This window comes from Halomonas sp. BDJS001 (assembly GCF_026104355.1).
In the GTDB taxonomy this organism is placed as follows: Bacteria; Pseudomonadota; Gammaproteobacteria; order Pseudomonadales; family Halomonadaceae; genus Vreelandella.
In genome coordinates, this window is sequence record NZ_CP110535.1 from 3,175,720 (window position 1) to 3,198,478 (window position 22,759).

The window sequence follows — 22,759 nt, forward strand, 5'->3', positions numbered from 1 at the left end:
AATAACTGTAAACAATGATGTGTATTTATTGATTGAATACAGGTAGCCTGAAAAAGTCATAGTAACGACTTCCAGAAAAGCCCGACTTCTACCCAGCTACCTTCTCGTGTTCAAATAAGCATTGGACAAGCCTCGTCCTACAGCGCCCTGCCGTGCTGACCAGTGAATACTGCTCGGGATACCGCCATGCCTTCTATCACATCTCTTGACCCCCTGAGCCTCCCGCTCCACGGCAGCCGACTGATAGAGGCAAGCGCGGGCACCGGTAAAACCTTCACCATCGCCCTGCTCTACGTGCGGTTGGTGCTCGGTGGCCACAGCGTTGATGACGACACCGCGTTTATCCGCCCGCTTACGCCGCCGGAAATTCTGGTCGTCACCTTCACCAACGCCGCCACCCAAGAGCTACGCGAACGCATCCGCAACCGGTTGGTAGAAGCAGCAGAAGTGTTTCGAGCTGAGGACGTAGAAGGAGGGGCAGATCCACTACTCCTCCAACTCCGCGACCAATACGCCCCTGCCACCTGGCCCGCCTGCTCCCGGCGCCTGGCGCTGGCCGCCGAATGGATGGACGAAGCCGCGGTTTCCACCATCCACAGCTGGTGCTACCGCATGCTGCGCGAACACGCCTTCGACAGCGGCAGCCTGTTCTCCCTCAACCTGGAAAACGACCAGCGCGAACTGGAGCAGGAAGTGGTGCGCGACTACTGGCGCAGCTTCTACTACCCGCTGGACAGCGACGCCCTCGGCATTGTCACCCGCTACTGGAAATCACCGGACGACCTGCACGCCCCGCTGCAAAGGCTACTGCCCGAAAGCGAAGCGCTTGGCGGCGCAAAGCCCGAACCCAGCAAGACCCTGGCCGCCACCCAGGCCGAACGCGCCGCCCAGCTCAACGAGCTCAAAGCCCCCTGGGCCGCCTGGCTGGACGAACTAGTGCCCGCCCTGGAAGAGGCCGCCACGCGCAAAGCCTTCAAGGGCCAAAGCTTCAACGCCAAAAGCCGCGCCAACTGGCTAGGCGCACTGCGCGAGTGGTGCGAAAGCGATGCCGACCGCCCGGCGCTCACCGACGCCGCCTGGAAACGCATGACCCCCGACGGCATGGCCGATATCTGGAAAGAGGGCGCACCGCCCTGCCCGCAAGCCTGGGAAGCGCTGGCACAACTACCGAAAGCGCTGGATGCCCTACCCGAGCCACGCAACGACCTGTTGATTCACGCCGTACAATGGTGCCGCGCCCGACTGGAGCGCGAACAGGAACGCCGCGCCGAGATGGGCCCCAACGACCTGCTCACCCATCTGGATCGCGCCCTGAAAGGCCCCAACAAAGAAGCCCTGGCCGCGCAGATCCAGCGCCAGTTCCCCGTGGCACTGATCGACGAGTTCCAGGATACCGACCCGATCCAGTACCGCATCTTCAACGCCGTGTATGACGTCGCAACGCCCCGCCGCGATAGCGCCATCCTGCTGATTGGCGACCCCAAGCAGGCGATCTACGCCTTCCGCGGCGCGGATATCTTCACTTACCTGCAGGCCCGCCAGCATACTGAGGGCCGCCACGTCACGCTGGGCACCAACTTCCGTTCCAGCCAAGCCATGGTGGCAGCGGTCAACCACTGCTTCAGCTACGCCGACCAGCACGATGCCGGGGCCTTTCTTTTCCGCGCAGAAGGTGGCGACAACCCACTGCCGTTTAACCCCGTCAACGCCAAAGGCACCGCTGACACCCTGGTACTCAACGGCAAACCGCTACCCGCGATGACGCTATGGCCGCTTGAAAGCGAAGAACCGCTCTCCAAAACCGCCTACCAAACCGAGATGGCCGAGCGCTGTGCCTCGCATATGGCCGCGCTACTGGAAGCAGGCCGCCAACAGCAGGCGGGCTTTGCGAAAGTGGCTAATGACAGCCACGATAACGGACTCACTCCGCTGGCCCCCTCGGACATGGCCGTGCTAGTCAACGGCCTGCAGGAAGCGCGGGCGATTCGTCTGGCGCTGGCCAGCAGGGGCATCAAGAGCGTCTACCTTTCCGATCACGACAAGGTGTTCAGCTCCCCCATTGCCCCGCAGCTAGCCATTTGGCTGCGCGCCTGCGCCGAGCCCCAGGCCAACTCCCGCCAGGCGGAAGCCAAGCTGCGCGCCGCCCTGGCAACATCAGTACTGGGGCTGAGCCTTGAAGCACTCGACCACCTCAACCAGAGCGAGCTGGCCTGGGAAGCGCGGGTCGAGCAGTTCAGCGACTACCACCGCCTATGGCAGCGCCAAGGCGTGCTGCCGCTGGTGCGCCGTTTGATGGTTGATTTTGATATCGCCGCACGGCTGTTGGGCGAGTTTGCCGAGGGTGAGCGTTTGCTAACCGACCTGCTCCACCTGGGTGAAATGCTGCAGCATGCCAGCCAGGAACTGGATGGCGAACACGCGCTGATTCGCTTTCTGGCCGAAGCCATCGCCGACCCGGATAGCCACGGCGACAGCCACAAGCTGCGCCTGGAAAGCGACGCAGATCTGGTCAAGGTCGTGACCATTCACAAATCCAAGGGGCTGGAGTACCCGCTGGTGTTCCTGCCGTTTATCGCCAACCACCGCCCGGTGAGCGACACCGACCTGCCGCTGCGCTGGCACGATAGCGACGGCACGCTGCAACTCAGCCTAAGCGCCGATGAAGCCACGCTTACCACCGCCGACCGTGAACGCCTGGGCGAAGACCTGCGCAAGCTCTACGTGGCGCTCACCCGTGCCCGCCACGCCACCTGGCTGGGGCTGGCGCCGCTAAAAGGCAGCGAGAATAGCGCCATCGGTCACCTGATCAACGGCGGCAAAGCCATCGCCCCCAGCGGGTTTACCCAAGCGCTAGGCGAGCTAGTGAAAGGCAGCGATATCGCACTAAGCCCCGCCCCGGAACCCACCGCGCTGCGCTTCACCCCGGCACCGGAACAGCAGGCGCTGGGCCACGCCCGCACGCCGCTGCGCCCCGCCCGTGAACAATGGTGGATCGCCAGCTACTCGGCGCTGCGTACATCAGGCGCCGTCTCAGAATCGATTCCAGGCGCGGCGTTGCCAACGCCCACGCCGGAACCCACCACGCCCCAGGAGGCCACCACCCTGGAAGTGCTGGATGAACCCCACGACAACGCCATCAACACCGAAGCGTTTCACCTGCACCGGTTTCCGCGTGGCCCAGGCCCCGGCACCTTTCTGCACGGGCTTTTAGAGTGGGCGGGCCAGCTAGGCTTTAACAAAGCGCTAGAAGACCCCGACGCCCGGGAAGACATGCTGCGGCGGCGCGTGCAGTTGCGCGGCTGGCAAGCATGGCACGACACCCTGGCGGGCTGGCTGGAAGAACTGCTCGCCACACCGCTTCCCCTGCCTCTTTCGCTGTCACATCCCAGCGAAGGCAGCCAAGTGGCGCTATGCGAACTCGAAAGCTATCAGGTGGAACTGGAGTTCTGGTTTGCCGCGCACCAGGTACAAACGCGCAAGCTGGATGAGCTGGTCAGTGACCACTTACTGCCAGGGGTATCGCGCCCCGTATTGGATGCTGACACCCTCAACGGCATGCTCAAGGGCTTTATCGACCTCGCCTTTGAGCATGAAGGCCGCTTCTATGTGCTCGACTGGAAATCCAACTACCTGGGCAGCGACGACAGCGCCTACACCGCTGACGCCCTGCGCAACGCCATGCTCGAAAAGCGCTACGACATGCAAGCGGCGCTGTATATGCTCGCCCTTCACCGGCTGCTGAAAGCGCGCCTGCCCGACTACGACCCACACCAGCACCTGGGCGGCTCGATGACGGTATTTCTGCGCGGCAGCCGCACCACCGCCCGTGGGGTACACGCCGTGCCTGCGCCGGTCGCGCTGATCGAAGCGCTGGATGCACTCTTTACAGGCTCAGCAACAGCGTCAGCAGCAAGCAACCAGGAGGCACTGGTATGAGTAAGCGAGACACGGCCTCCAAGAACGAGTCCATGAATCTTGACCTGTTCTACGATGACGCCCCGGCCGCTGCACCTGATTCAACCGCATCGGTAACACCACCGACAGAATCCACCACCAGTGCCGCTCAGCCGCACCCCGCGCTAAGCGATACCGCCGCGCTATTCCTGCTGTGTGAGCGCTGGGTTTCCCGTGGCTGGCTGCGGGATTTGGATCTGGCCCTGGTGCGCTTTCTCGACCGCGAAACCCAAAACGCCCCGCCGCTGCTGTTGCTAGGCGCGGCGCTGGCCAGCCACCAGCTTGGCCGAGGCCATGTGTGCCTGGATATAGCCGCTACGCTGGAAGCGCCGGATTTTGCGCTTTCGCTGCCGCCGGAAGGCGACGACCTGAACGACCCGCCGCCGCTGCCCAGCCATGTGCTGGCCACGCTAACGCTGCCAGAGTGGCAAGCCGCGCTCAACCACCCCACACTGATCAGCGACGGCCCCGGCAATACGCCGCTGGTGGTAAGCCACAGCGGTAATACCAGCAAACTCTACCTGCGCCGCTACTGGCAGTTCGAGCAAACGCTGCACCAGGAAATCGCCCACCGGGTTAGTGTGGATAGCCCGTTAAACAGTTCGGCGGATAGGCCGCTACTCAAAAGCGCGTTAGAAACATTATTCCCCGCTAGCGATAGGCTGGATTGGCAAAAAACGCCTGCGCGCTCGCTGCCCGCAGCCCGTTTGCAATCATCACCGGCGGCCCCGGCACCGGTAAAACCACCACCGTGGTGCGCCTGCTTGCACTGCTGCAAACCCTGCAACTGGCCCAGCCCAACGCCCACCCGCTGCGCATTCGCCTGGCCGCTCCCACCGGCAAAGCCGCCGCACGGCTAAATGAATCCATCGCCGGGCAAGTGAGCCAGTTACCTTTCAGAGGGCTAATATCATTGTGGGAGGCAGCTTCAGCTTTGGTTCGACACATCGACGAAGAAAAAGCCACAGAGCTGCTTCAAGCCACTATCCCCACAGAAGTCAACACACTTCACAGACTGTTAGGTGCCAGAGCAGACACCCGCCACTTCCGCCACAACGCCGCCAACCCGCTAGCGCTGGATGTGCTGGTGGTAGATGAAGCCTCAATGGTGGATATCGAAATGATGACGGCGCTGCTCAGCGCCCTGCCCAGCAGCGCCAAGCTGGTGCTGCTGGGGGATAAAGACCAGTTGGCATCCGTAGAGGCAGGCGCCGTGCTGGGCGACCTATGCCGCCGCGCCGACGCGGCCCACTACACACCCGCCACGGCGCAGTGGCTAGCCGAACTCACCGACCACCCGCTGCCAGAGGCATTAATCGACCCGGACGGCCAACCGCTGGATCAAGCCATTACCATGCTGCGGGTAAGCCACCGTTTTAATGCTCAAAGCGGTATCGGCCAGCTCGCCCAAGCGATTAACCAGCCGCTAAGTGAGGCAATGCGGGAACGGGATAAACACCAAGCCGTGCATGGAGTACTGAATAACGGCTACGCCGACCTGCACCACTTAGTGTTAAAGCCAGATGCACAAAACGAAGACAGCGCCCTAGAGCGCCTGGTAATCACCGGCAGCCCGCAAAGTTTTCCCAACGCAGGCGAAGGCCGCACCAATTTCAAGGGCGAGCCAATTGCACCGCCCACCGGCTACCAGCACTACCTGAATACCCTGGCGAGTGAACGGCCTGATACCACCTTGGCATTTGAAGAGAACGGTGAGATTTACGATACCTGGGCGAAGCAAGTACTCAACGCCTACAGCCGCTTTCAGCTGCTGTGCGCGCTACGCAAAGGCCCCTGGGGGTAGAAGGATTAAACCTGCGCATCGCCAAAACGTTGCGCCGCGAAAAGCTGCTGTTTGGCAACGACCACACGTTAGAGAAAGGCTGGTTCGAAGGCCGCCCGGTGCTGGTCATCCAAAACGACTACGGCCTAAAACTGATGAACGGCGATATCGGCATCACAATGGCGGTGCCTGATCCACGCTCTCCCGGTAGGTCATTATTAAGAGTCGCCTTTCCGACCAGCGACCCGGAAAACCCCATTCACTGGGTGCTGCCTTCCCGCCTACACGCGGTAGAAACCGTGTTCGCGATGACAGTACACAAATCCCAAGGCTCGGAGTTTCAGCACACCGCCCTACTGCTACCGCAAACACCCAACCCGATTCTCACCCGTGAACTGGTCTATACCGGCATCACCCGCGCCCGTGATTGGCTCACGCTAATCGAAGCCAAGCGCGGGATATTGAATGATGCGGTGGCTAGGGAGGTTATGAGGGTTAGTGGTTTACAAAAACTATGCTAGCGTTATATGTTAAGCATATATTTAACAGTAGAACGAGTTAACGATGAAAATAATGCGATTCTTTAAAGCTCAAAAAAAGACATATCAAATACCAATATTCTTGACTGGGAGAAATTACTATCTTCAAACAGAAGAAAAAATCCTGATAAAACTCTAAAAAAAGTCAGTGTCGATAAAGTAGACAGAACGGAAATTGAAAGAGATTATGATAGAATTGTATTCTCGGCGCCTGTAAGACGCTTATCAAATAAAACTCAAGTTTTTCCCCTGGATGAAAATGATACTGTTAGAACACGCTTAACTCACTCTCATGAAGTATCGAATTTAGCTAGAGGCGCTGGAGTGTCTTTATGTTGCAATGGTTTTTTTAACCAATCTGACGTAAACGATAAAAGATTATTGCGTGACATCCCATCTCTCTTAGCAACCTCAGGCCTTGTTCATGACCTAGGCAACCCTCCTTTTGGTCATCAAGGAGAAGAGGCAATAAGAGTTTGGTTTAAAAAGCACTTAGCTGACAAATACAAAAATGAAACATCTACACCTTCAATCTATAGTGACTTTATTCACTTTGATGGAAATGCTCAAACGTTCCGCTTAGTCACCCGATTACATGCTGCTGATGGTGATTATGGCATGGATCTCACTTATGCCACTTTAGCTACAATAATAAAGTACCCCTCACTTAACAATAACTTAGGCCCTTACAAAAAAGCAGGGATCTTTTATTCAGAAAAAGAAATCGCTGAAGATATTTGGAAACATACTGGACTAAACAACCACCAGCGTCACCCTCTTACTTTTATAATGGAAATTTGTGACGATATCGCTTATGCCACTATAGATGTGGAAGACACTATCAAGAAGGGTTACGCATCATTTAATGACTTAAAAAACTGGATTAGCAGTGACAGCAGTATAGATAAAGATTTTTTGAAAGCATATATAAAACTATCGATGAAAAAATAGTCGACTTCAACAGCAGGAGCGAAGAAAAACTAACAAGTGATACAACTAGAGAAGTATCTATGGAGATATTCCGCTCCATAGTCATAAACAAGCTTCTCTCAGAAGCCACCAATAAATTCAATGAAGACTTCATAAATGACTCTCTGGAGTGGAAAAAACAAAACGAGCCTAGCTACTATGAAATCTCGGATAATTTTAAACATAAAAATGAGCTCAAGTGCTTGAAAAAATTCACAGCTCACTATGGATTCAACAACAAAGAAGTACTAAAACTGGAACTAACTGGTGGTAATTATATAAAAAAGCTAATGGATGCTCTATGGTTAGGTTTTGAAAACATTGATGAAAACTTAAAAGGCCAAAATCACTATCAGAAATATATCATATCCTTAATTTCAAAAAACTATCTAAGAGAATTCAAACGAGCATTTAAAAAATGCAAAGAGAACAAAAGAGATCAAGAATTAGATTATTATCGCTATCAGCTAATGACTGACTACATTTCTGGAATGACAGAAAACTTTTTAATCAGAATGCATGACGAAATCATACCTCTTTATGAAAACCACATCAGCTCAAGATAAATATAGCGTTGTTGATAGTCTAGAATCATTACAAAAGAGAATGGTATATTTTTGTGATTCTTTTACGCCAACTCAAAAACCTTTAATGCGTTTTATAAATCTCTTATTCCCTCACGGAAGACCCTATATTTTTGGTGGGGTTATAAGAGATATAGCCATTCATGGTTTAAATAATTTCAAATCAGATATTGATATTGTGTACACAGGAATTATTCAAGAAAGAGAACTAAAAGAACTATCTATAAAAAATAAATTTGGAGGTTATCGTATAACATTCAATCGTTGGATTATTGATATTTGGCCCCTAGAAGAAACTTGGTCTTTTAAGACTGGGGCAATAGTTTATGAAAGCCCAATATCGCTCCTTAAAACTACGCAAACTAATTATGAAGCAATAATGTACGACATTAAAGACAAAAAGCTAATCTGCGGAGACAACTATATTAATGATATTAAAAGCGGATACCTTAAAGTAGTTAATCCGACTTCTCCATCCAACTTAAAATTACTAAAAAAATATTAACTTCAATATATAGAAACAATGTTAAATATTGCGACCAATCACTTTCAATTTTAGTTTCGAAAGTTACACAAGAATACAGCCAATCAGAAATAGTCAATGAACTATTACAAGGCGGCGCACCGTATAGCTTCTCAAAAAAATCATAGAAAGAGCTATTGAGTTTGAAAACGATCTATTTCCATTTCCTATATATGATAAAAAGCCCGCGCAGTATGACCTCCCATTTAGCTAACAGTAAAATTCATTTTAATTAGCACTGTTATACCGATGAGATTCTCAATACTTTGTCGTCTTTTAAGCATATTCAACGGGCTAAAATTAATCAGGTGAACTGCGGTGACAAGTGTAGTTGTAATGTTATCGCCATCCATGTATTTATTTCTGCTGTTATCTAATCATCGTCTTCACTAGAGACGATTTAGACATTTATTTTAGGACTTAGCGCTCAAACTCCACTTTTGAAGCCCTCTAATAGTGGGAGGATTACCGAGGGTCATGATAACAAATCATCTAAGAAACTTGATTTTAAAAAAATCCAGACTAAATATTAAAAACTAGAGAAAGAACATAAAAAAACTGGCGATATCCAAGGAAAGCCATTGACCGTAATACATTAATTATTAGAAACAATAATAATACAGAAAAAAGAAATAAAAATTTTTTTATATAAGGCACAAAGCATTATCAAATAAAATTAATAGGCATCTCTAGAAATATAAATAAATTTATTATTCCACTTCAATATCTTCTTTTGATTCAACAGTTTTTTTCTTAAGTGGAACTGTATTATAGTATTCATCTTCTACATAACTTTTGAGATGAGACCGCAAAAGTTCCATTTTTAGTTTTGTACGCAAACTATAGCGTTGCTCTTCATCCATATCAAGACCTTGTTCTGAAGCCTCAGACACATCTTTCGCAATAATACTTATTTTAGAAAGGCTCAATCTTTGAGTATTTATTTTGATGATCTCACTTATAAATAGTTTCGCTATTTTGTAAGATGCGCCTACAATACCAAGAGCTACCATTGCAAATGGAAGGCGAGAGAGAAAAACTGCAATCATGTTATCAGTTGTAACCAAACTGTATGCTTGCAAGAAGTCTGCTGCACTATTAAAAACATAGAAAGTAACATATGCAAGTATAAAAATCGGTAAGGATGCAAGAACTGTATACCTTGAAATATTTCGAGCCCCTTGAGAAACAAACCCACTTATTTCTGTTGGGAACAAGTTCACATCATTTTGCAAATTTTTCAGCTCTCGTTCTTTATTTACAATCTCTTGATTTAAAGACTCTCTTTGCTTATTTTTCTTATCAATATCATCATCAAGTTTCGCAACTCTTAATTTCACCTCACTCTCTTCCGCATTTCGTCGATTTATATCCGAATTAATTTCAGCTTGCTTTTTCTCCAGGCTAGCAATCAAAGCCTCTTTTTTTCATTCTCCTCTTCTAATAAAACAACTTTATCATTTAGCTCATCTTCTTTTAAATCTAACACCTTTACCTTTTCATTAAGCTCATTAAACTCATCTACTTTTTCCTGAGCAGCTAATAACAATTCATCACGATATGCATCTAAATCACCAGCATCAGAAAGCGCACGTTCAAACTCAAAAGCGCTTAACCCGTAAACCGTTACTTTTTTTATTAAAGTCTCTCCACTATACTGCCTACTTGGTTTAAAACAAAAATCTTTTACAAAATCATTAACTCTTACTACAAAAACTTCGTTAGAATTTTTTTGACTTCTTTTTTTACACTAGCCCCAGAAAGACTATTCCAAAAAAGTCAGCTGTCTTATAATTAAGATAGCCCTCAGTCTCTACACGAATAGACTGGATAAAAAACGGTTCTTCCAGTAAAAACTTATACTCTCGATGCTGGCCTTTAACATAGTTTTCAACACTTTCGTTGCCAATTAACCTTGTTGTCTTATTGCTTCTCTTATTAAATCTACTAATTGATATTAAATGCGAGCTTTGAATATCTTTATTAGCAATATTTTCTAATGACTCGTTCACACTATCAGACATTAAAAGTTCTCCCTCAATTTTCATAAAAAATTAAATTCAATTAAACACTTTGATCTTGTGTCATAAACCTTACGTTTAAAGAATTTTACGCATCAACCTGCACGCGCTAACTAACGCAGTAAAGCTCAGTACATGAGTTTTTTGCATTTAGATTGTCCCTGCGACGGTTTTTCGCTCTAGTCATTTCAGATTAGCAGTTAAGTCCGCTGAAACCCATGTTTACTTCTTGACACTTTAGACTATAGCTAAGCAGCACGTGCAGAGCTCTGTGCTTCTTTGCATATCAGAATTGGCTAGGGAGAACGCCCCACGGTAGCGAGGCAATGAAGGCAGCAATGGTATTGGCGTGGGCTCTGCTAAGCGAACCCAGTCTCCTGTAAACTTACACGTGCAGTCACACCAATGTGCCATGCTTGAAGCTGTGGGTACGCTTATCCCCAGTTCACCTCTTGCAGCCTGAAGGCTAAATAATCAAGCGCGACCGCAATAGCGATTTCCTCCCAGGTTGATGGTCGGGCGTGCAGCTGTTTAGCGCCAAGCTCACTGCTCAGTTGTTTTAATAGCCGCTGGCCCAGCTAGGCCATAATGCTTTCTGGCAATCACGGTCGTGAAAGCGCCATCCATCAGGTTTTGGCCCAGCCCCGCCAGGTGCAGCACATTCCCCACGTTGGCTGCTGGCAGGCATGGGCGGGTTGGGGCTTACGCTATCTAAACGGCAATCAGCATTGATTCGCTTAGCGTGGTGCCCTCCTCCGTTATCAGCGCGGGAATACGTCCGACGGGGATGGCCTTTAATTGATCACCATCGCCTGGGTAGCGGCGAAAGCGGCGCTACTTGCTAGTTCATACCTATTACTCACCCAGCTAGCGCGACCGCCGCCACTGGGCCAGAGCCTGAATATCCTCCGGTGTCGTCCGGCAGCATCCGCCAATGCCTGACGCACCTGCTGCCAGCCATTGTTCTACCCCTTGAGCCAGCCCGGAAATATCCGCATCGGTATGATCACACAGAGCCGGGTGCCAGGTTTTGGTTACCGCGTCGTACACTTCCCCAGAGTTGGGGTAGACCAATATAGGCAGATCGCACTGACGCCGTATCGCCTGAATCAGCGATTCAATGTGGGCCAAGGCCGTGCAGTTCACACCGATCGCCGCCACGCCTGGGCAGTTGGCCAGGGCAGCCGCGCACTCCTCAATTGGCGTGCCATCGCTGATGTGTTGGCCATCCTCCGCCGAGAAGGTTATCCAGGCCTGGGAGCCTGAGTGCTCAGCCAGCAAATCGGTGATCGCCAGCGCTTCTTCCAATGAGGGCAAAGTTTCAGCGGCCAGTAGATCCGCCCCCGCGGCCAGCAAGAGTTCAAAACGCTCACGGTGAAACTCAACCAGCCCGGCGCGATCCAGATCATAGCCACCCCGGTACTCACTGCCATCCGCCAGATACGCGCCATAAGGGCCGACGGATGCGGCCACCAGCGGTTTGGGGCGATCGGTTTGGCCCGGCTGCCAGACCGTATCCCGCGCTTGCTGCGCCAGCGTGACCGATAGCTGAATCAACGCCCGCGCCTCTTCTGCCGTCATTCCCGCCTGCGTAAAACCCGGCACCGTGGCCTGATAGCTGGCGGTAATCGCACAATCGGCACCGGCTTCAAAGTAGGCTTGATGCACCTGACGAATCTTCTCCGGGGCTTGCGCCAACAAGCGCGCCGACCATAGGGCGTCATTGAGGTCGCAGCCGAGCGCTTCCAGTTCGGTGGCCAAGGCACCGTCGATAACCATAAAGGGTACGTCGGCCAACAGGGCTTTGATCGGATTTAACTCACTCATGCGGTCTTTTCCTCAACGGCGTTGGGCGAATGCTCAGAACGTTGGGAGGCCGAACGGTGGCGCACGAAGTGCACCAGGTAGCACAGGCCAATGAAAGGCACACCGAAATAGAGCGCCACGCGTTGATGCGGGTCGAAGGCAATGCCAATGCACGCGGCCAGACAGGCTGCAAACGCAATAATCGGCACCCAGGGGTAGAACGGCGTGCGATAAACCAGATCCTTCAGTTGCCCGCCTTCACGCAGGTAGTGGCGCCGGAAGTTAAACTGGCTAAGCGCAATCGCCATCCAGACCACCACCACAGCCAAACCGGAAATCGAGACCAGCACCAAATAGACGGTTTCAGGGGCATAAACGCTGGAGAACAGCGCGCCCAGGCCACCGACCATGCTGAGTAAGAGCGCATTCATCGGAATGCCACGCTTGTTGAGGCGGCCAAGCGACTTGGGCAAGGTGCCTTGGTCAGCGAGCGTCCATAGCATGCGCGACGAGGCATAAAGCCCTGAATTGGCCGCCGAAAGCAGCGCGGTAATGATCACGAAATTCATGATATCGGCTGCGCCCGGCACGCCAAGGCGCTGGAATACGGCCACAAAGGGGCTTTGACTGAGCCCGGCTTGATCCTGGGGTAACAGCGCCGCAATCACGACGATGGTGCCGACGAAAAACAGGATCAATCGCCACAGGGTCGCGCGGATCGCCTTGGGCACATTGCGGGCCGGATCCACCGTTTCTCCGGCGGCAATGCCAATCAGTTCGGTGCCGGAAAAGGCAAACATCACTGCCAGTAAGGCGGTACCAATGGCCATCAGGTTGGGCGGCATGGCGCCCTCTCCCCACAGTGCCGATAGCCCCGGTGAGGCGACCTCTGCGCCAGCGGCATCATGCAGCGGTACCCAGCCAATAATCGCCACGGCGCCCACCAGCACAAACACCACCACCGCAATCACTTTGATCAGTGAAAGCCAGAATTCAGACTCGGCAAAGAAGCGCGAGGTAAACGCATTAACACCAAAGACAATCGCTGCAAACAAGCCGCTCCAGTACCAGCCGGGGATGTCGGGAAACCAGCGCCCCATAAAGACCGCCGCTGCGGTGAACTCTGAACCTAGCGCCACCGTCCAGGTGAGCCAGTACATCCAGGCCACCATATAGCCGGTGCCGGGGCCGATATAGCGGCTGGCATGGGCGCTGAAGGCGCCTGAATTGGGCATATGCACCGCCAGCTCGCCCAGGCACATCATCACCAGCCAAGCAACAATGCCACCCACCAGATAGGCCAGCACTGCCCCAATAGGCCCGGCCTGCTGCACGGTATAACCGGAACTCAAAAACAGCCCGGTGCCAATCACGCCCCCCAAGGAGAGCATCACCAAATGGCGCGTCTGCATGCTGCGCTTGAAGTGCGCCCCCTCTTGATCACTTGCTGGCTCACTCATGGTGACATCCCTATCGTTGGCCTAACGCGGCGGCAATCGCCCAGCGGCCTGGCTCAGAAAGGGCGCCATTTTAGTGCATACTTAATTTACTAAAAAGCATAAAAGAGATTTTTAATATTCTTATTTTGAATATACAACCTGGCATGAGTGATAAGCGCGGGAAGTGTCAATTTAGAAAATCGTTGGTGCCAATCAGCGATACTAACTGAATGCAGTCTGCTCAAAGCTTGCACGTGCTGTCACGCTAGCGTGCCATGCCAGAAGCTGCGGGTAGTCTTTTTTCCAGTTCACCTCTGGCAGCCTGAAGGCTAGATAATCCAGCGCCACTGCGGTGGCGATGTGGCCCAGGTTGATAGTTAAGCTCTGTTGTTCTTCGCCAAGCTCACCGTCCAACTGTTTCAGTAGCCGCTGCATGGCTCGCGAACGCCGTTGGCCCAGCTCGCTAGCATCAATCTCTTTGCCGTAATGCTTTCTGGCAATCACGGTGTTGAACGCGGCATCCATCAGGTTTTGACCCACCCCGGTCAGGTGCAGCACCTCACCTAAACCAGCCGTGGGGATCATCGGCTTGTTAGGGCTAACGCCATCCAGATAAACGGCAATCAGTATTGATTCACTTAGCGCGGTGCCCTCCTCCGTTACCAGCGCCGGAATACGCCCGGCGGGATTGGCTTCTAATAGATCGGCATCGTCTGCCCAAGGGTCGCACCACTTCAGCGTGACGCTTTCCGCTAGGCCTTTTTCCAGTAAAACGATTCGCGCCAGGCGCGCATAGGGTGATGTAGCGTTTAGGTAGAGTTCCATTATTGCCTCCCAGGATGTGATGTAGATTGCTGAGTAAAGTGCGCGTGGCGTTGCTGTACACCACGGCTAAGCAGCACCAACAAAAAGCCTGCTGCGAGCATAATGCCGCTAATGGCAAACAGTGGCGCGTAGGTCTCCCAGGCACCATAAAGCGCAGACATGGCATATCCCGCCAGCGCCTGGGCAGCCGCAAAAGCAGCGGTTGCCTGCCCCCATAGCTTCTTGTGTGCGGTCGGGCCTACTAATTCAGCAATGCGCCCGGAGGTGAGTGCGACAATACCGGGGATCATCGCCCCCACAATAAAGGAGGAGGCGGATTGGCTGAGCAGTGCTAGCGAGAACACCGGCAGCAAGACAGCGGCGGCCTTCGCCACAAAAGCGATCGCCAAGCCGCGATGCCAACCCACACGCTGCACTAGGACGCCCACCATTAGCGGCCCACACACGGCCCCCAAACCGAAGATGCCCCACTGTAGGGAAGCGGCGTGGTTACCCAGGGCGTTTTCCCTGGCAAGATAATCCACCCAGAACACGGTATGGGGCACAAACCCGACCGCGTCCAGGGCATAGGCGCCGATGACCAGCCACACCACTAGCTTGACTCCCGCAACGCCCTTTTGGCTATTGGCCGACGGGCTAGCTGCCGAAGGTGAAGCTACGGATAAGTGGTTAACTCCCCAGTCACCTAAAAGACCCGCCGCAATGCAAAGCAACCCCAGCGTCCCCCAGGTGACCGTTAGGCTTAATTCAAGAAGCATGGGCACAATGGATGCCGAAAGCAGCGCGCCGAGACCAATACCGGTAAACACCATGGCACCAACGCTGGCTCGCCTTTCAGGAGGCGTGGCCGCCAGCGCCAGCGAGGGGCCAACCACCATTAAAATGGCCCCGGCAATACCGGATACCAGTCGCCAGAAGAAGAACCAGGTGAAACCGCCCGCCCCAGCGCAAAGCATAAAGCTGAGGGCGATAGCCGCGAAGCTTGCGCCGATGACTAAGCGGGGAGAGAAGCGCTCACTCAACGCGTGGGCGCAGAGCGCGCCGACAAAGTATCCCAGCAGGTTGGCGGCCCCCAGGTAGGCGCCTTGGCTGGCAGTGAACCAGCCTTCCTGAATAATCGCGGGTAGTAGCGGCGTATAGGCAAAGCGCGCAATGCCAATTCCCGCCAAGGTTGCCATTATCCCGGTTATTAGGGCGGGTCGGTCTTGGGCAGTGAGTGTTCGATTCATCATCTTGTGTCCTTTTCGTGCCGCCATTCAGGCAAGGTGGGCAGCGCGTTGGTACACAGCCAGACTACGCGTGAAGAACTATTTCTAGAAACGATTAATTTTGATAGCTACTATCTTTTTTGAGATAACGCTTTGTCGAGATGGCGCTTTTGACATAACAATCGCTTGGCGGGGAGATGGGGTATGCAACTTAAATCACTGCGGCTATTTATGGCGGTGGCCGAAACGGGCAGTTTCGTGGCGGCTGCAAATCAGTTGCACACGGTGCAATCCAACGTGACGGCTCATATCAAGAAACTTGAGGATGAGCTAGGCGTCCAGCTTATTCAGCGCCTGGGCCGCGTTCGCCCTACGAGCGCTGGTTTGGCATTGGTGGAGTACGCTGAACGCATGCTGAACGCTCACGATGAAGCGGTATCGCTATTCAAAGGCCAGGAGAAAGCGTGTGGACGGCTACGTATAGGCGCCATGGAGACCACGACCGCCCTGCGCCTGCCGCCGATACTGGCGGCGTACCACGCAGCGCAGCCTGACGTTGATATCCAGATCAAGACCGGGCCAACGGCGGAACTGGTCGAGTTGTTGCTGGACGGGCAGGTGGACTGTGTCTTTGTGGCAGGTCGACTTGAGCATGGCTGCTATCACTTGCTCAATGCTTTCAGCGAGCAGCTTGTACTGGTGGGCTCAACGCCGATGATGACGATGCCCTCTTCTCAGGAGCTGATGACGTCGGCATTTCTGGCGTTTCGCCAAGGGTGTAGCTACCGTCAGCGTATCGAGCTATTGCTGGCCTCCCATGGGATTAATGCGGGCCGGATATTTGAATTTGGCTCACTAGACGCGATGCTAGGCTGTGTCGCGGCTGGAATGGGCTACACGGTGCTGCCCCGTGGGACAGTCGAAGCCCACCAACACCGATTTGGAATTCACACCCTGGAACTGCCCTCGTCCATCGCCAATGTCGATACTTACTTTGCCGCCCTCGAACCCAAGACCTGGACACCCGCTCTGGCAAGCTTCGCTGAAACGTTGCGTGGCGCAGTGGTTAAGGAGAGTGCGGGGATCTAGAAGAGGAGTATCAAGGATGCATAACCACCCGACCAAACGGCTTTCCACGTTCAGCATACTCGTGGGCATCGGCCGCATTCTCCAAGGGAAAGCGCCGGTCTATAAGAACCTTGAGCTTGGCGTTAGCGACATCGTCGAGCATACGATCCACCGTGGCCGCGACGTTTGGGTACCCGAATTGTGTGCCCATAAAGACGCCAAAAAGAGAGTGATTGGCCTGTAGCGCTGGCCAGAGATCCACAGTGAGCTCGCCGCCTCCCGCATTACCGACGAAAACCAAGCGCCCTTCAGGGGCCAGCGACTGAAGCGAAGTCTGCAAAGTCGATCCGACAGGATCAACAGCGAGATCAACTCCCCTGCCCTGTGTGTACTCAAACACTGCCTTAACCACGTCTTCGCTTTGATGGTCGACGACATGATCAGCGCCCAGTGATTTGAGTTTCGCAAGCCGTTCCGAGCCGCTTGAAACGGTAATGACAGTAGCGCCGATCCGTTTCGCAAGTTGAATAGCGGCAATACCGACACCACCCGCACCAGCCTGTATTAAAACGGTCTCTCCACTCTGGAGTGCGCCGCGCGCAAATAGGCAGTGATGTGCGGTACCAAAGGATATGGGCAACACCGCAGCCTCAGCAATATCAACGCCATCGGGAACGAGCCAAGTCTGGCTTTCGGGAATAGCGCGTAGTGTTGCATGCGAACCATCCAATCCGAAGCTCGTTACTCTGTCACCAACCTTGCGCGTACGCACCGCACTACCCAATGCAACGACAACGCCTGCCGCTGCATATCCCACGATGTAATCTACTTGCGGAGGGGGCGTCATCTGGCGGTTGATTAAATCACCACCCTCTATCGAGATCGCCTGAACTTCGATGAGCACGTCAAATGCTCCGAGCTCTGGGTCAGGAACATCCGCATAGCGCAGAACCGTTGGATCTCCGCATTTGTCATAGACTGACGCTTGCATCTTAATCTCCGATTTTATGGCACGAACATCGTCGATATCCACTGGCCTTGAGAGCATAGATTTATACCGGATCAAGTCTTCCTTCAACATCAGGGGAAGCGCAAGGCCCAATAAATTGACGGTTTCATAACGATCAAAAGCTATATGGAGCGGTACCCAAGTCTGGCTGGCGGCATCTAAAATGTGGGCACCTTCAGCGTTGCCTACTTCCACCTTAATGTCTTTATACTTGAACTGGACATAGGTTAAATCCCAGCCCTCTTCGCAGTAGTGCGCAGCGGGTTTGGATATGTGCGCCTGCCCTGCCTGCACCACTGTCATAAAATGCTCATCGGGGACAAACAGGTCAATATCATTCAGCGCTCGCTCAGCACCATAGCCCTTTGCGGCGAGCCCTCCGCAGATTTGAAACGGGATATTTCTCTCTCTGAGTAGACCCACTATCCATTGGGCGGCTAACGAGTGCATGACTGTTCCATCTTTTAGCTAAGTTTTGGTTAACCGTCGGCGAATGGATCTATTGTTGAGGACACTGCGGGCGCACGAAATGGCTAGTATCCTATTAGAAGCTCACTCAACGCGACGAGATCTTCAGCCACCAAATCCCATTCTTGCTCGGCTGTTAAATCTTTGCTCTGTTGCGGGCCATACTCTGTACGCCGGGGTATAAACGCCGTTTTCATTCCCAATGCACGGGCAGCCGCCAGGTCGTAATTGTGCGCTGCGCATAGCATCACCTCTTCAGGCGGCAGGCGCAGCAGGCGGCAAGCCCCTAAATAGACCTCTGGGTCAGGTTTATAGTGCTGGAATAGCTCGGCGCAAAACACCATATCCCATGGCAGTTTGGCATAACGGGCAACGTCCACCATTAACGACAAATTGCCGTTGGTCAGGGTGGCGATGATGGTGTGCTCTTTCAATTGTTGAAGACCGCGCTGAACATCCGGCCATGGGTCTAACTGGTGCCAAAAGTGATTGACGCGATCAATGGTCGCTTCGTCTAGCGTAATCCCGTGTTGCTTGAGCAGTGTGACTAGGCTTTCCCGATGCAGATCATCCAATCCCGTCCACGGAATTTCGCCTTTACGCACCCGGTCCATAGAGGGCGCATAATGCTGACGCCATTGATCCGTCAGCGCTTCGCTGGGTAGCTCAATTCCCAACTCTTTTTCTAACGCCCGGAACTGGTTAATCAAACTGGAGCGCCAATCGACAATAGTGCCAAATACGTCAAACACGATGGCTTTCATTCACGTCTCCTTGCCGTTGGATGGTCATTAGTAGCCCCAGCAGTGTCATGGTAATCAGCAGGCTCCAGCCGAGCATGAAGCTGCCCGTTATATCCAGCATCCACCCCAGCAGTGGCGGTACCGACACAATTGCCAGTTGGTTAATCGCCATGGCCAGCCCCAGCACAAAGCCGGTTTTATCGGCGGGTGCCGACTCCGCCACATAAGCCACCCAAGGGCCGTACCAGCCGAAACCAAAGAAACCCAACCAGCCCATCAAGCAACCCAGCATAAACATTGAACTGAGCGGTAGCCAAACCAGTACCAGCAACCCGACGATTACCGCTACCATGCACACCATGACCGGAAAATAGCGCGAGCGACAGCGATCACTCCAGGCCGCCAGCAAAATACGCCCGGCAACCCCGGCACCCTGGGCCACAAATAGCAACGTCGCGGCCTGCAGCACGTCCATCTGCAAACGACTGTGCAGATAAAGCACGGTAAAAATCAAAATACCGTATTGAACCGAGATTAAACTAATACCGGACGCCATAATCTGTTTCATGGCCGGTTCGCGAATCATCGCCAGTCGCGACAAGACGACGTTTGTTAGGCTACCTTCAAAGGCTTTTGCGACCGGCACCGCGCCAGCAGGGGCACGATAAAAGAGCATAAAGATCAGCGCCCCGAAGATCGCAATCAGCCCACCCACCAGAAAAGAGGCGCGCCATCCCCAGGTGATCGCGACGGTTGGCAGTACGATCGCCGCCAGCGCCCCGCCAAGAGGCAAGCCTGCCTGACGAATGCCCATAGCAAAACCGCGCTGGGATTTATTAAACCAGGCAGCTACCGATTTGCTACCACCGGGTTGGGCGGTACTGTAGCCCGCCCCGACGATGGCCAAAAACAGCAGCATGGCCCAGTAGCTCTCAGCCAGCACGGCAGCGCTTAGCGCAACGCCAACTATGAGAGTGCCTGCCCCCACCACTAAACGCTCACTGAACCTATCCAGCAACTCCCCGGCAACCAACAACCCCACCAAAGGCACCAGTTGGGCCGCCGAAACCAGCGCTCCAATCTGAAATGCGGAGAGCCCCATATCTGCCTGTATATAAACGCTGATGGCGCCGATACCCTGCACGAAAAAACAGGCCGCTGCTTGCGCAAGGGTGGCTATCAACAGAATAACCCAGCGGTAATGTCGGTTGGCAGTCATCGGCGGCACGCTTGTCAGGTAAGTTCAGATTTTAGTCAGGCCTTCTTCACAAAATGGGCGGTCACCATCATGTCGCCGACGCCGTCGACTTTGCAGTCCAGTTGGTGATCTTTACTATCCACGAGCCGTTTGATCACGGCTTTGGTGCCAACCTTGAGCACCAGTGAACTGCCCTTGACCTTGAGGTCTTTGATCATCGTTACCTTATCGCCTTCCGCTAACAGGGTGCCGTGGGCATCTTTTACCGTCACGGAGTCTTCCGCCTCAGCCTCAGCAGGGTTCCATTCGTGGGCGCACTCGGGGCAGATGAACAGGCTTTGATCCTGATAGACGAATTCGGATTGGCAATGGGGGCACGGTGGGCATGACATGGATGATGACTTCTGTGGTTTTGGTTTAGGCTGCTTATAATACTGAGCCAGGAGCACCGTGGCGAATACCTTCACGCCTGACTAGGAAAGGAGAACAACATGAACAAACATGACCTGAAAGCGACCTACCGTGATTACATCACCTGCCTCAACAATCAAGACTGGACGAATCTTGGCCAGTTCGTGCATGACGATGTCCACCACAACGGCCAGCGCCTGGGGATTGATGGCTATCGCGCCATGCTGGAAGCCGATTATGAGCAGATACCGGATCTGCACTTCAATATTGAGCTGTTGGCCGTTGATTCACCCTATGTCACTTGCAGGCTGCGCTTCGATGTAACGCCTAATGGCAGCTTCCTGGGCTTACCTATCAATGGGAAAAAAGTGACGTTTTGCGAGAACGCGTTCTACCTCTTCCGTGATAATAAGATTCAGGAAGTCTGGTCGGTGATCGACAAGGCCGCAATAGAAGCTCAGCTGGATTGAGGCTCCAAATGCCACCCTTGCTCGGTTGCCAGCAAGCGGTCTGTCAGGGCGAGGTTTCCCAGAAACGCATCATCATGGGATACCACCACTAACGCGCCTTGGTAACTGCGCAACAGCGTTTCCAGCGCTTGTGCCGATGGCAGGTCGAGGTGGTTATTTGGCTCATCCAGCAGCAATAGTTTCGGTGGTGAGTCGGCGTAGAGGAGGCAGGCCAGTGCACCTTTCAGACGTTCACCTCCGCTTAATAGTCCGCTGGGTGTGGTGATCTTTTGCGCGTCCAGGCCTAGTTGGGCCAGTAGCATACGCAACTCGCCTTCCGTCGTTGAGCGGTTAGCCAGTTGCAGCTGTTCGAGCACGCTCTTTTCGGGCTCAAGACTCTCCAGCCGCTGGTCGAGATAAGCCTTTTCTGGAGTCACCTTGCAGGTTCCGGATAATGGTTCGATCTGGCCCGCTAGCACGCGGAGCAGCGTGGATTTACCGCAGCCGTTGGGGCCGACAACTCCGATTCGCTGCGGCCCTCTTAGCAGTAGGCTAATCTGACGAGTGGCTCCCATCACGAACGGTAGCTCTACCCTCTCCAATTCTGCCAAACAGCGCTTGGCGACCTGATTGACGGGTATCTCGTGCAGGGTGATGTGAATTGCGTCTTCTACCTGCGTTGCCACCTCCCGCACGCGCCAGTTCAGTTGTTCACGGCTGGCCGCCTGCTTTTGGCGCAACGCGCCGGTGGAGTTTTCGCTGCGCTCTTTCTGCCCATCCAGTATCACCTTAGCCTGATTGGCTTCCTTACCCTGCCGTTTACCGCGGGTTTGGCGTTTCTCCTGGCGTTCACGCTGTTTGCGCATTGCCCGCTCCTGGCGTTGGTGCTCCAGCTTATGTTGATTGAGCTGATCAATCGCCGCTTGCTGCTCATGAGCTTTCGCTTCTGCATAGAAGGTGTAGTTGCCACCGTAGCTGTGCAGCCCCAAGGGGGAAAGCTCCACAATACGCGCCATGGATTCCAGTAGTTGCCGGTCATGGCTAACCACGATCAGCCCACGCGACCAACGTTGCAACTGTTCGATGAGCGCTTGACGGTTGGGTCGATCAAGGTGATTACTTGGCTCATCAAGAATCAGAAAATCGGCATTCGAGAGCATAGCGCCCATCAAGGCAATCCGCATGGCTTCCCCACCGCTCAGCGTGCTGGCCGGTGTGCTGGCCTCGAGATAGCCCAGGCCGCTGCGTTCAAGTTCATGGCGAAATCGCTGGGGCATATCCCAACGCTCATCCACGGCCTCAAAATCCTCTATGGCAGTGCTGCCAGCCTCTATTCGCGCCAGCGCATCCAGCGTTGGTTGAATACCTGCGAGATCGGCGACAGAAGCACTCTTGGGCGGGGCTACTTGCTGGGCAAGGTAATGCACGCTGTTGGGGCGCTGACATTCGCCAGTGGTGGGTTGCAACTGGCCCGCGAGGATTTGGGCCAAGACTGTTTTACCGATACCATTGCGCCCAACCAGCCCGGTTGGGCGTGTATCGAACTGCTCATAAAGGTCGGTAAAAAGCGTTCTGCCATCCGACAAAACGTAGGAGACACCTTTTAAGGTGAGATGGGTAGTGGTCATAGTTGATTCCAGCGATGCCGAGTTCTCCCCCTGGGTCAGGGGCTAATGGAGACTGGCCGTCATTGCAACGGCGGGCATCAATGGTTCATTGGACAACTACCTCTGTTTAGCGCGGAAAGACTCATCATGATACA

At 53.4% G+C, this 22,759-nt stretch carries 18 protein-coding genes and 1 pseudogene; 7 read left to right on the forward strand and 12 right to left on the reverse strand.

Annotated features, from left to right (window positions below):
- Positions 1 to 186: 186 nt before the first annotated feature.
- The 5 genes and pseudogenes from recB to OM794_RS14750 all read left to right on the forward strand — a co-directional run bounded on the left by recB (position 187) and on the right by OM794_RS14750 (position 8,334).
- On the forward strand, positions 187 to 3,936 hold the full coding sequence (gene recB / locus OM794_RS14730) for an exodeoxyribonuclease V subunit beta (protein WP_226247083.1): 3,750 nt from the start codon (positions 187 to 189) through the stop codon (positions 3,934 to 3,936).
- Positions 3,937 to 3,968: 32 nt separating this feature from the next.
- Positions 3,969 to 6,258 (forward strand): annotated as a pseudogene (recD, locus tag OM794_RS14735) (exodeoxyribonuclease V subunit alpha).
- Between the two features lie 192 nt (positions 6,259 to 6,450).
- A complete protein-coding gene (dgt, locus tag OM794_RS14740) occupies positions 6,451 to 7,227 on the forward strand; it encodes a dGTP triphosphohydrolase (protein ID WP_265154637.1) in 777 nt (258 codons plus the stop codon).
- A gap of 59 nt (positions 7,228 to 7,286) precedes the next feature.
- Positions 7,287 to 7,811, forward strand: coding sequence for a hypothetical protein (locus tag OM794_RS14745; protein ID WP_265153843.1), 525 nt, complete (start codon positions 7,287 to 7,289; stop codon positions 7,809 to 7,811).
- Positions 7,786 to 8,334 carry a hypothetical protein gene (locus OM794_RS14750; protein ID WP_265153844.1) on the forward strand — a complete coding sequence of 183 codons (549 nt, stop codon included), beginning with the start codon at positions 7,786 to 7,788 and terminating at the stop codon, positions 8,332 to 8,334. The genes OM794_RS14745 and OM794_RS14750 overlap by 26 nt, the downstream gene beginning before the upstream one ends.
- 728 nt (positions 8,335 to 9,062) lie before the next feature.
- Here OM794_RS14750 and OM794_RS14755 read toward each other — a convergent pair.
- From OM794_RS14755 to OM794_RS14785, 7 genes are all read right to left on the reverse strand, one after another.
- On the reverse strand, positions 9,063 to 9,767 hold the full coding sequence (locus OM794_RS14755; protein WP_265153845.1) for a hypothetical protein: 705 nt from the start codon (positions 9,765 to 9,767) through the stop codon (positions 9,063 to 9,065).
- Positions 9,764 to 9,901, reverse strand: coding sequence for a hypothetical protein (locus tag OM794_RS14760; protein ID WP_265153846.1), 138 nt, complete (start codon positions 9,899 to 9,901; stop codon positions 9,764 to 9,766). The genes OM794_RS14755 and OM794_RS14760 overlap by 4 nt, the downstream gene beginning before the upstream one ends.
- Positions 9,902 to 10,097: 196 nt before the next feature.
- Positions 10,098 to 10,376, reverse strand: coding sequence for a hypothetical protein (locus OM794_RS14765; protein ID WP_265153847.1), 279 nt, complete (start codon positions 10,374 to 10,376; stop codon positions 10,098 to 10,100).
- Between the two features lie 864 nt (positions 10,377 to 11,240).
- Positions 11,241 to 12,200, reverse strand: a complete 960-nt coding sequence (gene mmuM, locus OM794_RS14770) for a homocysteine S-methyltransferase (RefSeq protein ID WP_226247088.1) — start codon at positions 12,198 to 12,200, stop codon at positions 11,241 to 11,243.
- A complete protein-coding gene (locus OM794_RS14775; RefSeq protein ID WP_226247089.1) occupies positions 12,197 to 13,639 on the reverse strand; it encodes an amino acid permease in 1,443 nt (480 codons plus the stop codon). Before OM794_RS14775 ends, mmuM begins: the two co-directional genes overlap by 4 nt.
- 201 nt (positions 13,640 to 13,840) lie before the next feature.
- Positions 13,841 to 14,443, reverse strand: a complete 603-nt coding sequence (locus OM794_RS14780) for a glutathione S-transferase N-terminal domain-containing protein (protein WP_226247090.1) — start codon at positions 14,441 to 14,443, stop codon at positions 13,841 to 13,843.
- The gene (locus tag OM794_RS14785; protein ID WP_413229644.1) at positions 14,443 to 15,672 is read right to left on the reverse strand and encodes a YbfB/YjiJ family MFS transporter; all 1,230 of its coding nucleotides are present in this window, start codon (positions 15,670 to 15,672) and stop codon (positions 14,443 to 14,445) included. The genes OM794_RS14780 and OM794_RS14785 overlap by 1 nt, the downstream gene beginning before the upstream one ends.
- A gap of 183 nt (positions 15,673 to 15,855) precedes the next feature.
- On the opposite strand from OM794_RS14785, the gene OM794_RS14790 reads away from it, so the two are divergent.
- Positions 15,856 to 16,740 carry a LysR family transcriptional regulator gene (locus tag OM794_RS14790; protein ID WP_226247092.1) on the forward strand — a complete coding sequence of 295 codons (885 nt, stop codon included), beginning with the start codon at positions 15,856 to 15,858 and terminating at the stop codon, positions 16,738 to 16,740.
- A 10-nt stretch (positions 16,741 to 16,750) separates the two neighbouring features.
- Here the strand turns inward: OM794_RS14790 and OM794_RS14795 are convergent, their stop codons facing one another.
- From OM794_RS14795 to OM794_RS14810, 4 genes are all read right to left on the reverse strand, one after another.
- On the reverse strand, positions 16,751 to 18,178 hold the full coding sequence (locus tag OM794_RS14795; protein ID WP_226247093.1) for a quinone oxidoreductase family protein: 1,428 nt from the start codon (positions 18,176 to 18,178) through the stop codon (positions 16,751 to 16,753).
- A gap of 83 nt (positions 18,179 to 18,261) precedes the next feature.
- Entirely contained in the window at positions 18,262 to 18,960 is a 699-nt protein-coding gene (locus OM794_RS14800) for a haloacid dehalogenase type II (protein ID WP_226247094.1), read from the reverse strand.
- Positions 18,941 to 20,158, reverse strand: a complete 1,218-nt coding sequence (locus tag OM794_RS14805; protein ID WP_226247095.1) for an MFS transporter — start codon at positions 20,156 to 20,158, stop codon at positions 18,941 to 18,943. Before OM794_RS14805 ends, OM794_RS14800 begins: the two co-directional genes overlap by 20 nt.
- A gap of 35 nt (positions 20,159 to 20,193) precedes the next feature.
- Positions 20,194 to 20,529: a zinc ribbon domain-containing protein YjdM gene (locus tag OM794_RS14810; protein ID WP_226247096.1), complete on the reverse strand. Its 336-nt coding sequence runs from the start codon at positions 20,527 to 20,529 to the stop codon at positions 20,194 to 20,196.
- Between the two features lie 99 nt (positions 20,530 to 20,628).
- Between OM794_RS14810 and OM794_RS14815 the strand changes: the two genes are divergently transcribed.
- Positions 20,629 to 21,018 (forward strand): ester cyclase, encoded by a 390-nt coding sequence (locus tag OM794_RS14815; RefSeq protein ID WP_226247097.1) that lies wholly within the window; start codon positions 20,629 to 20,631, stop codon positions 21,016 to 21,018.
- On the opposite strand, the gene OM794_RS14820 is transcribed toward OM794_RS14815, so the two are convergent.
- Positions 21,006 to 22,625: an ABC-F family ATP-binding cassette domain-containing protein gene (locus tag OM794_RS14820; protein ID WP_226247098.1), complete on the reverse strand. Its 1,620-nt coding sequence runs from the start codon at positions 22,623 to 22,625 to the stop codon at positions 21,006 to 21,008. The two genes, OM794_RS14815 and OM794_RS14820, sit on opposite strands and share 13 nt — an antisense overlap.
- Positions 22,626 to 22,759 lie beyond the last annotated feature (134 nt).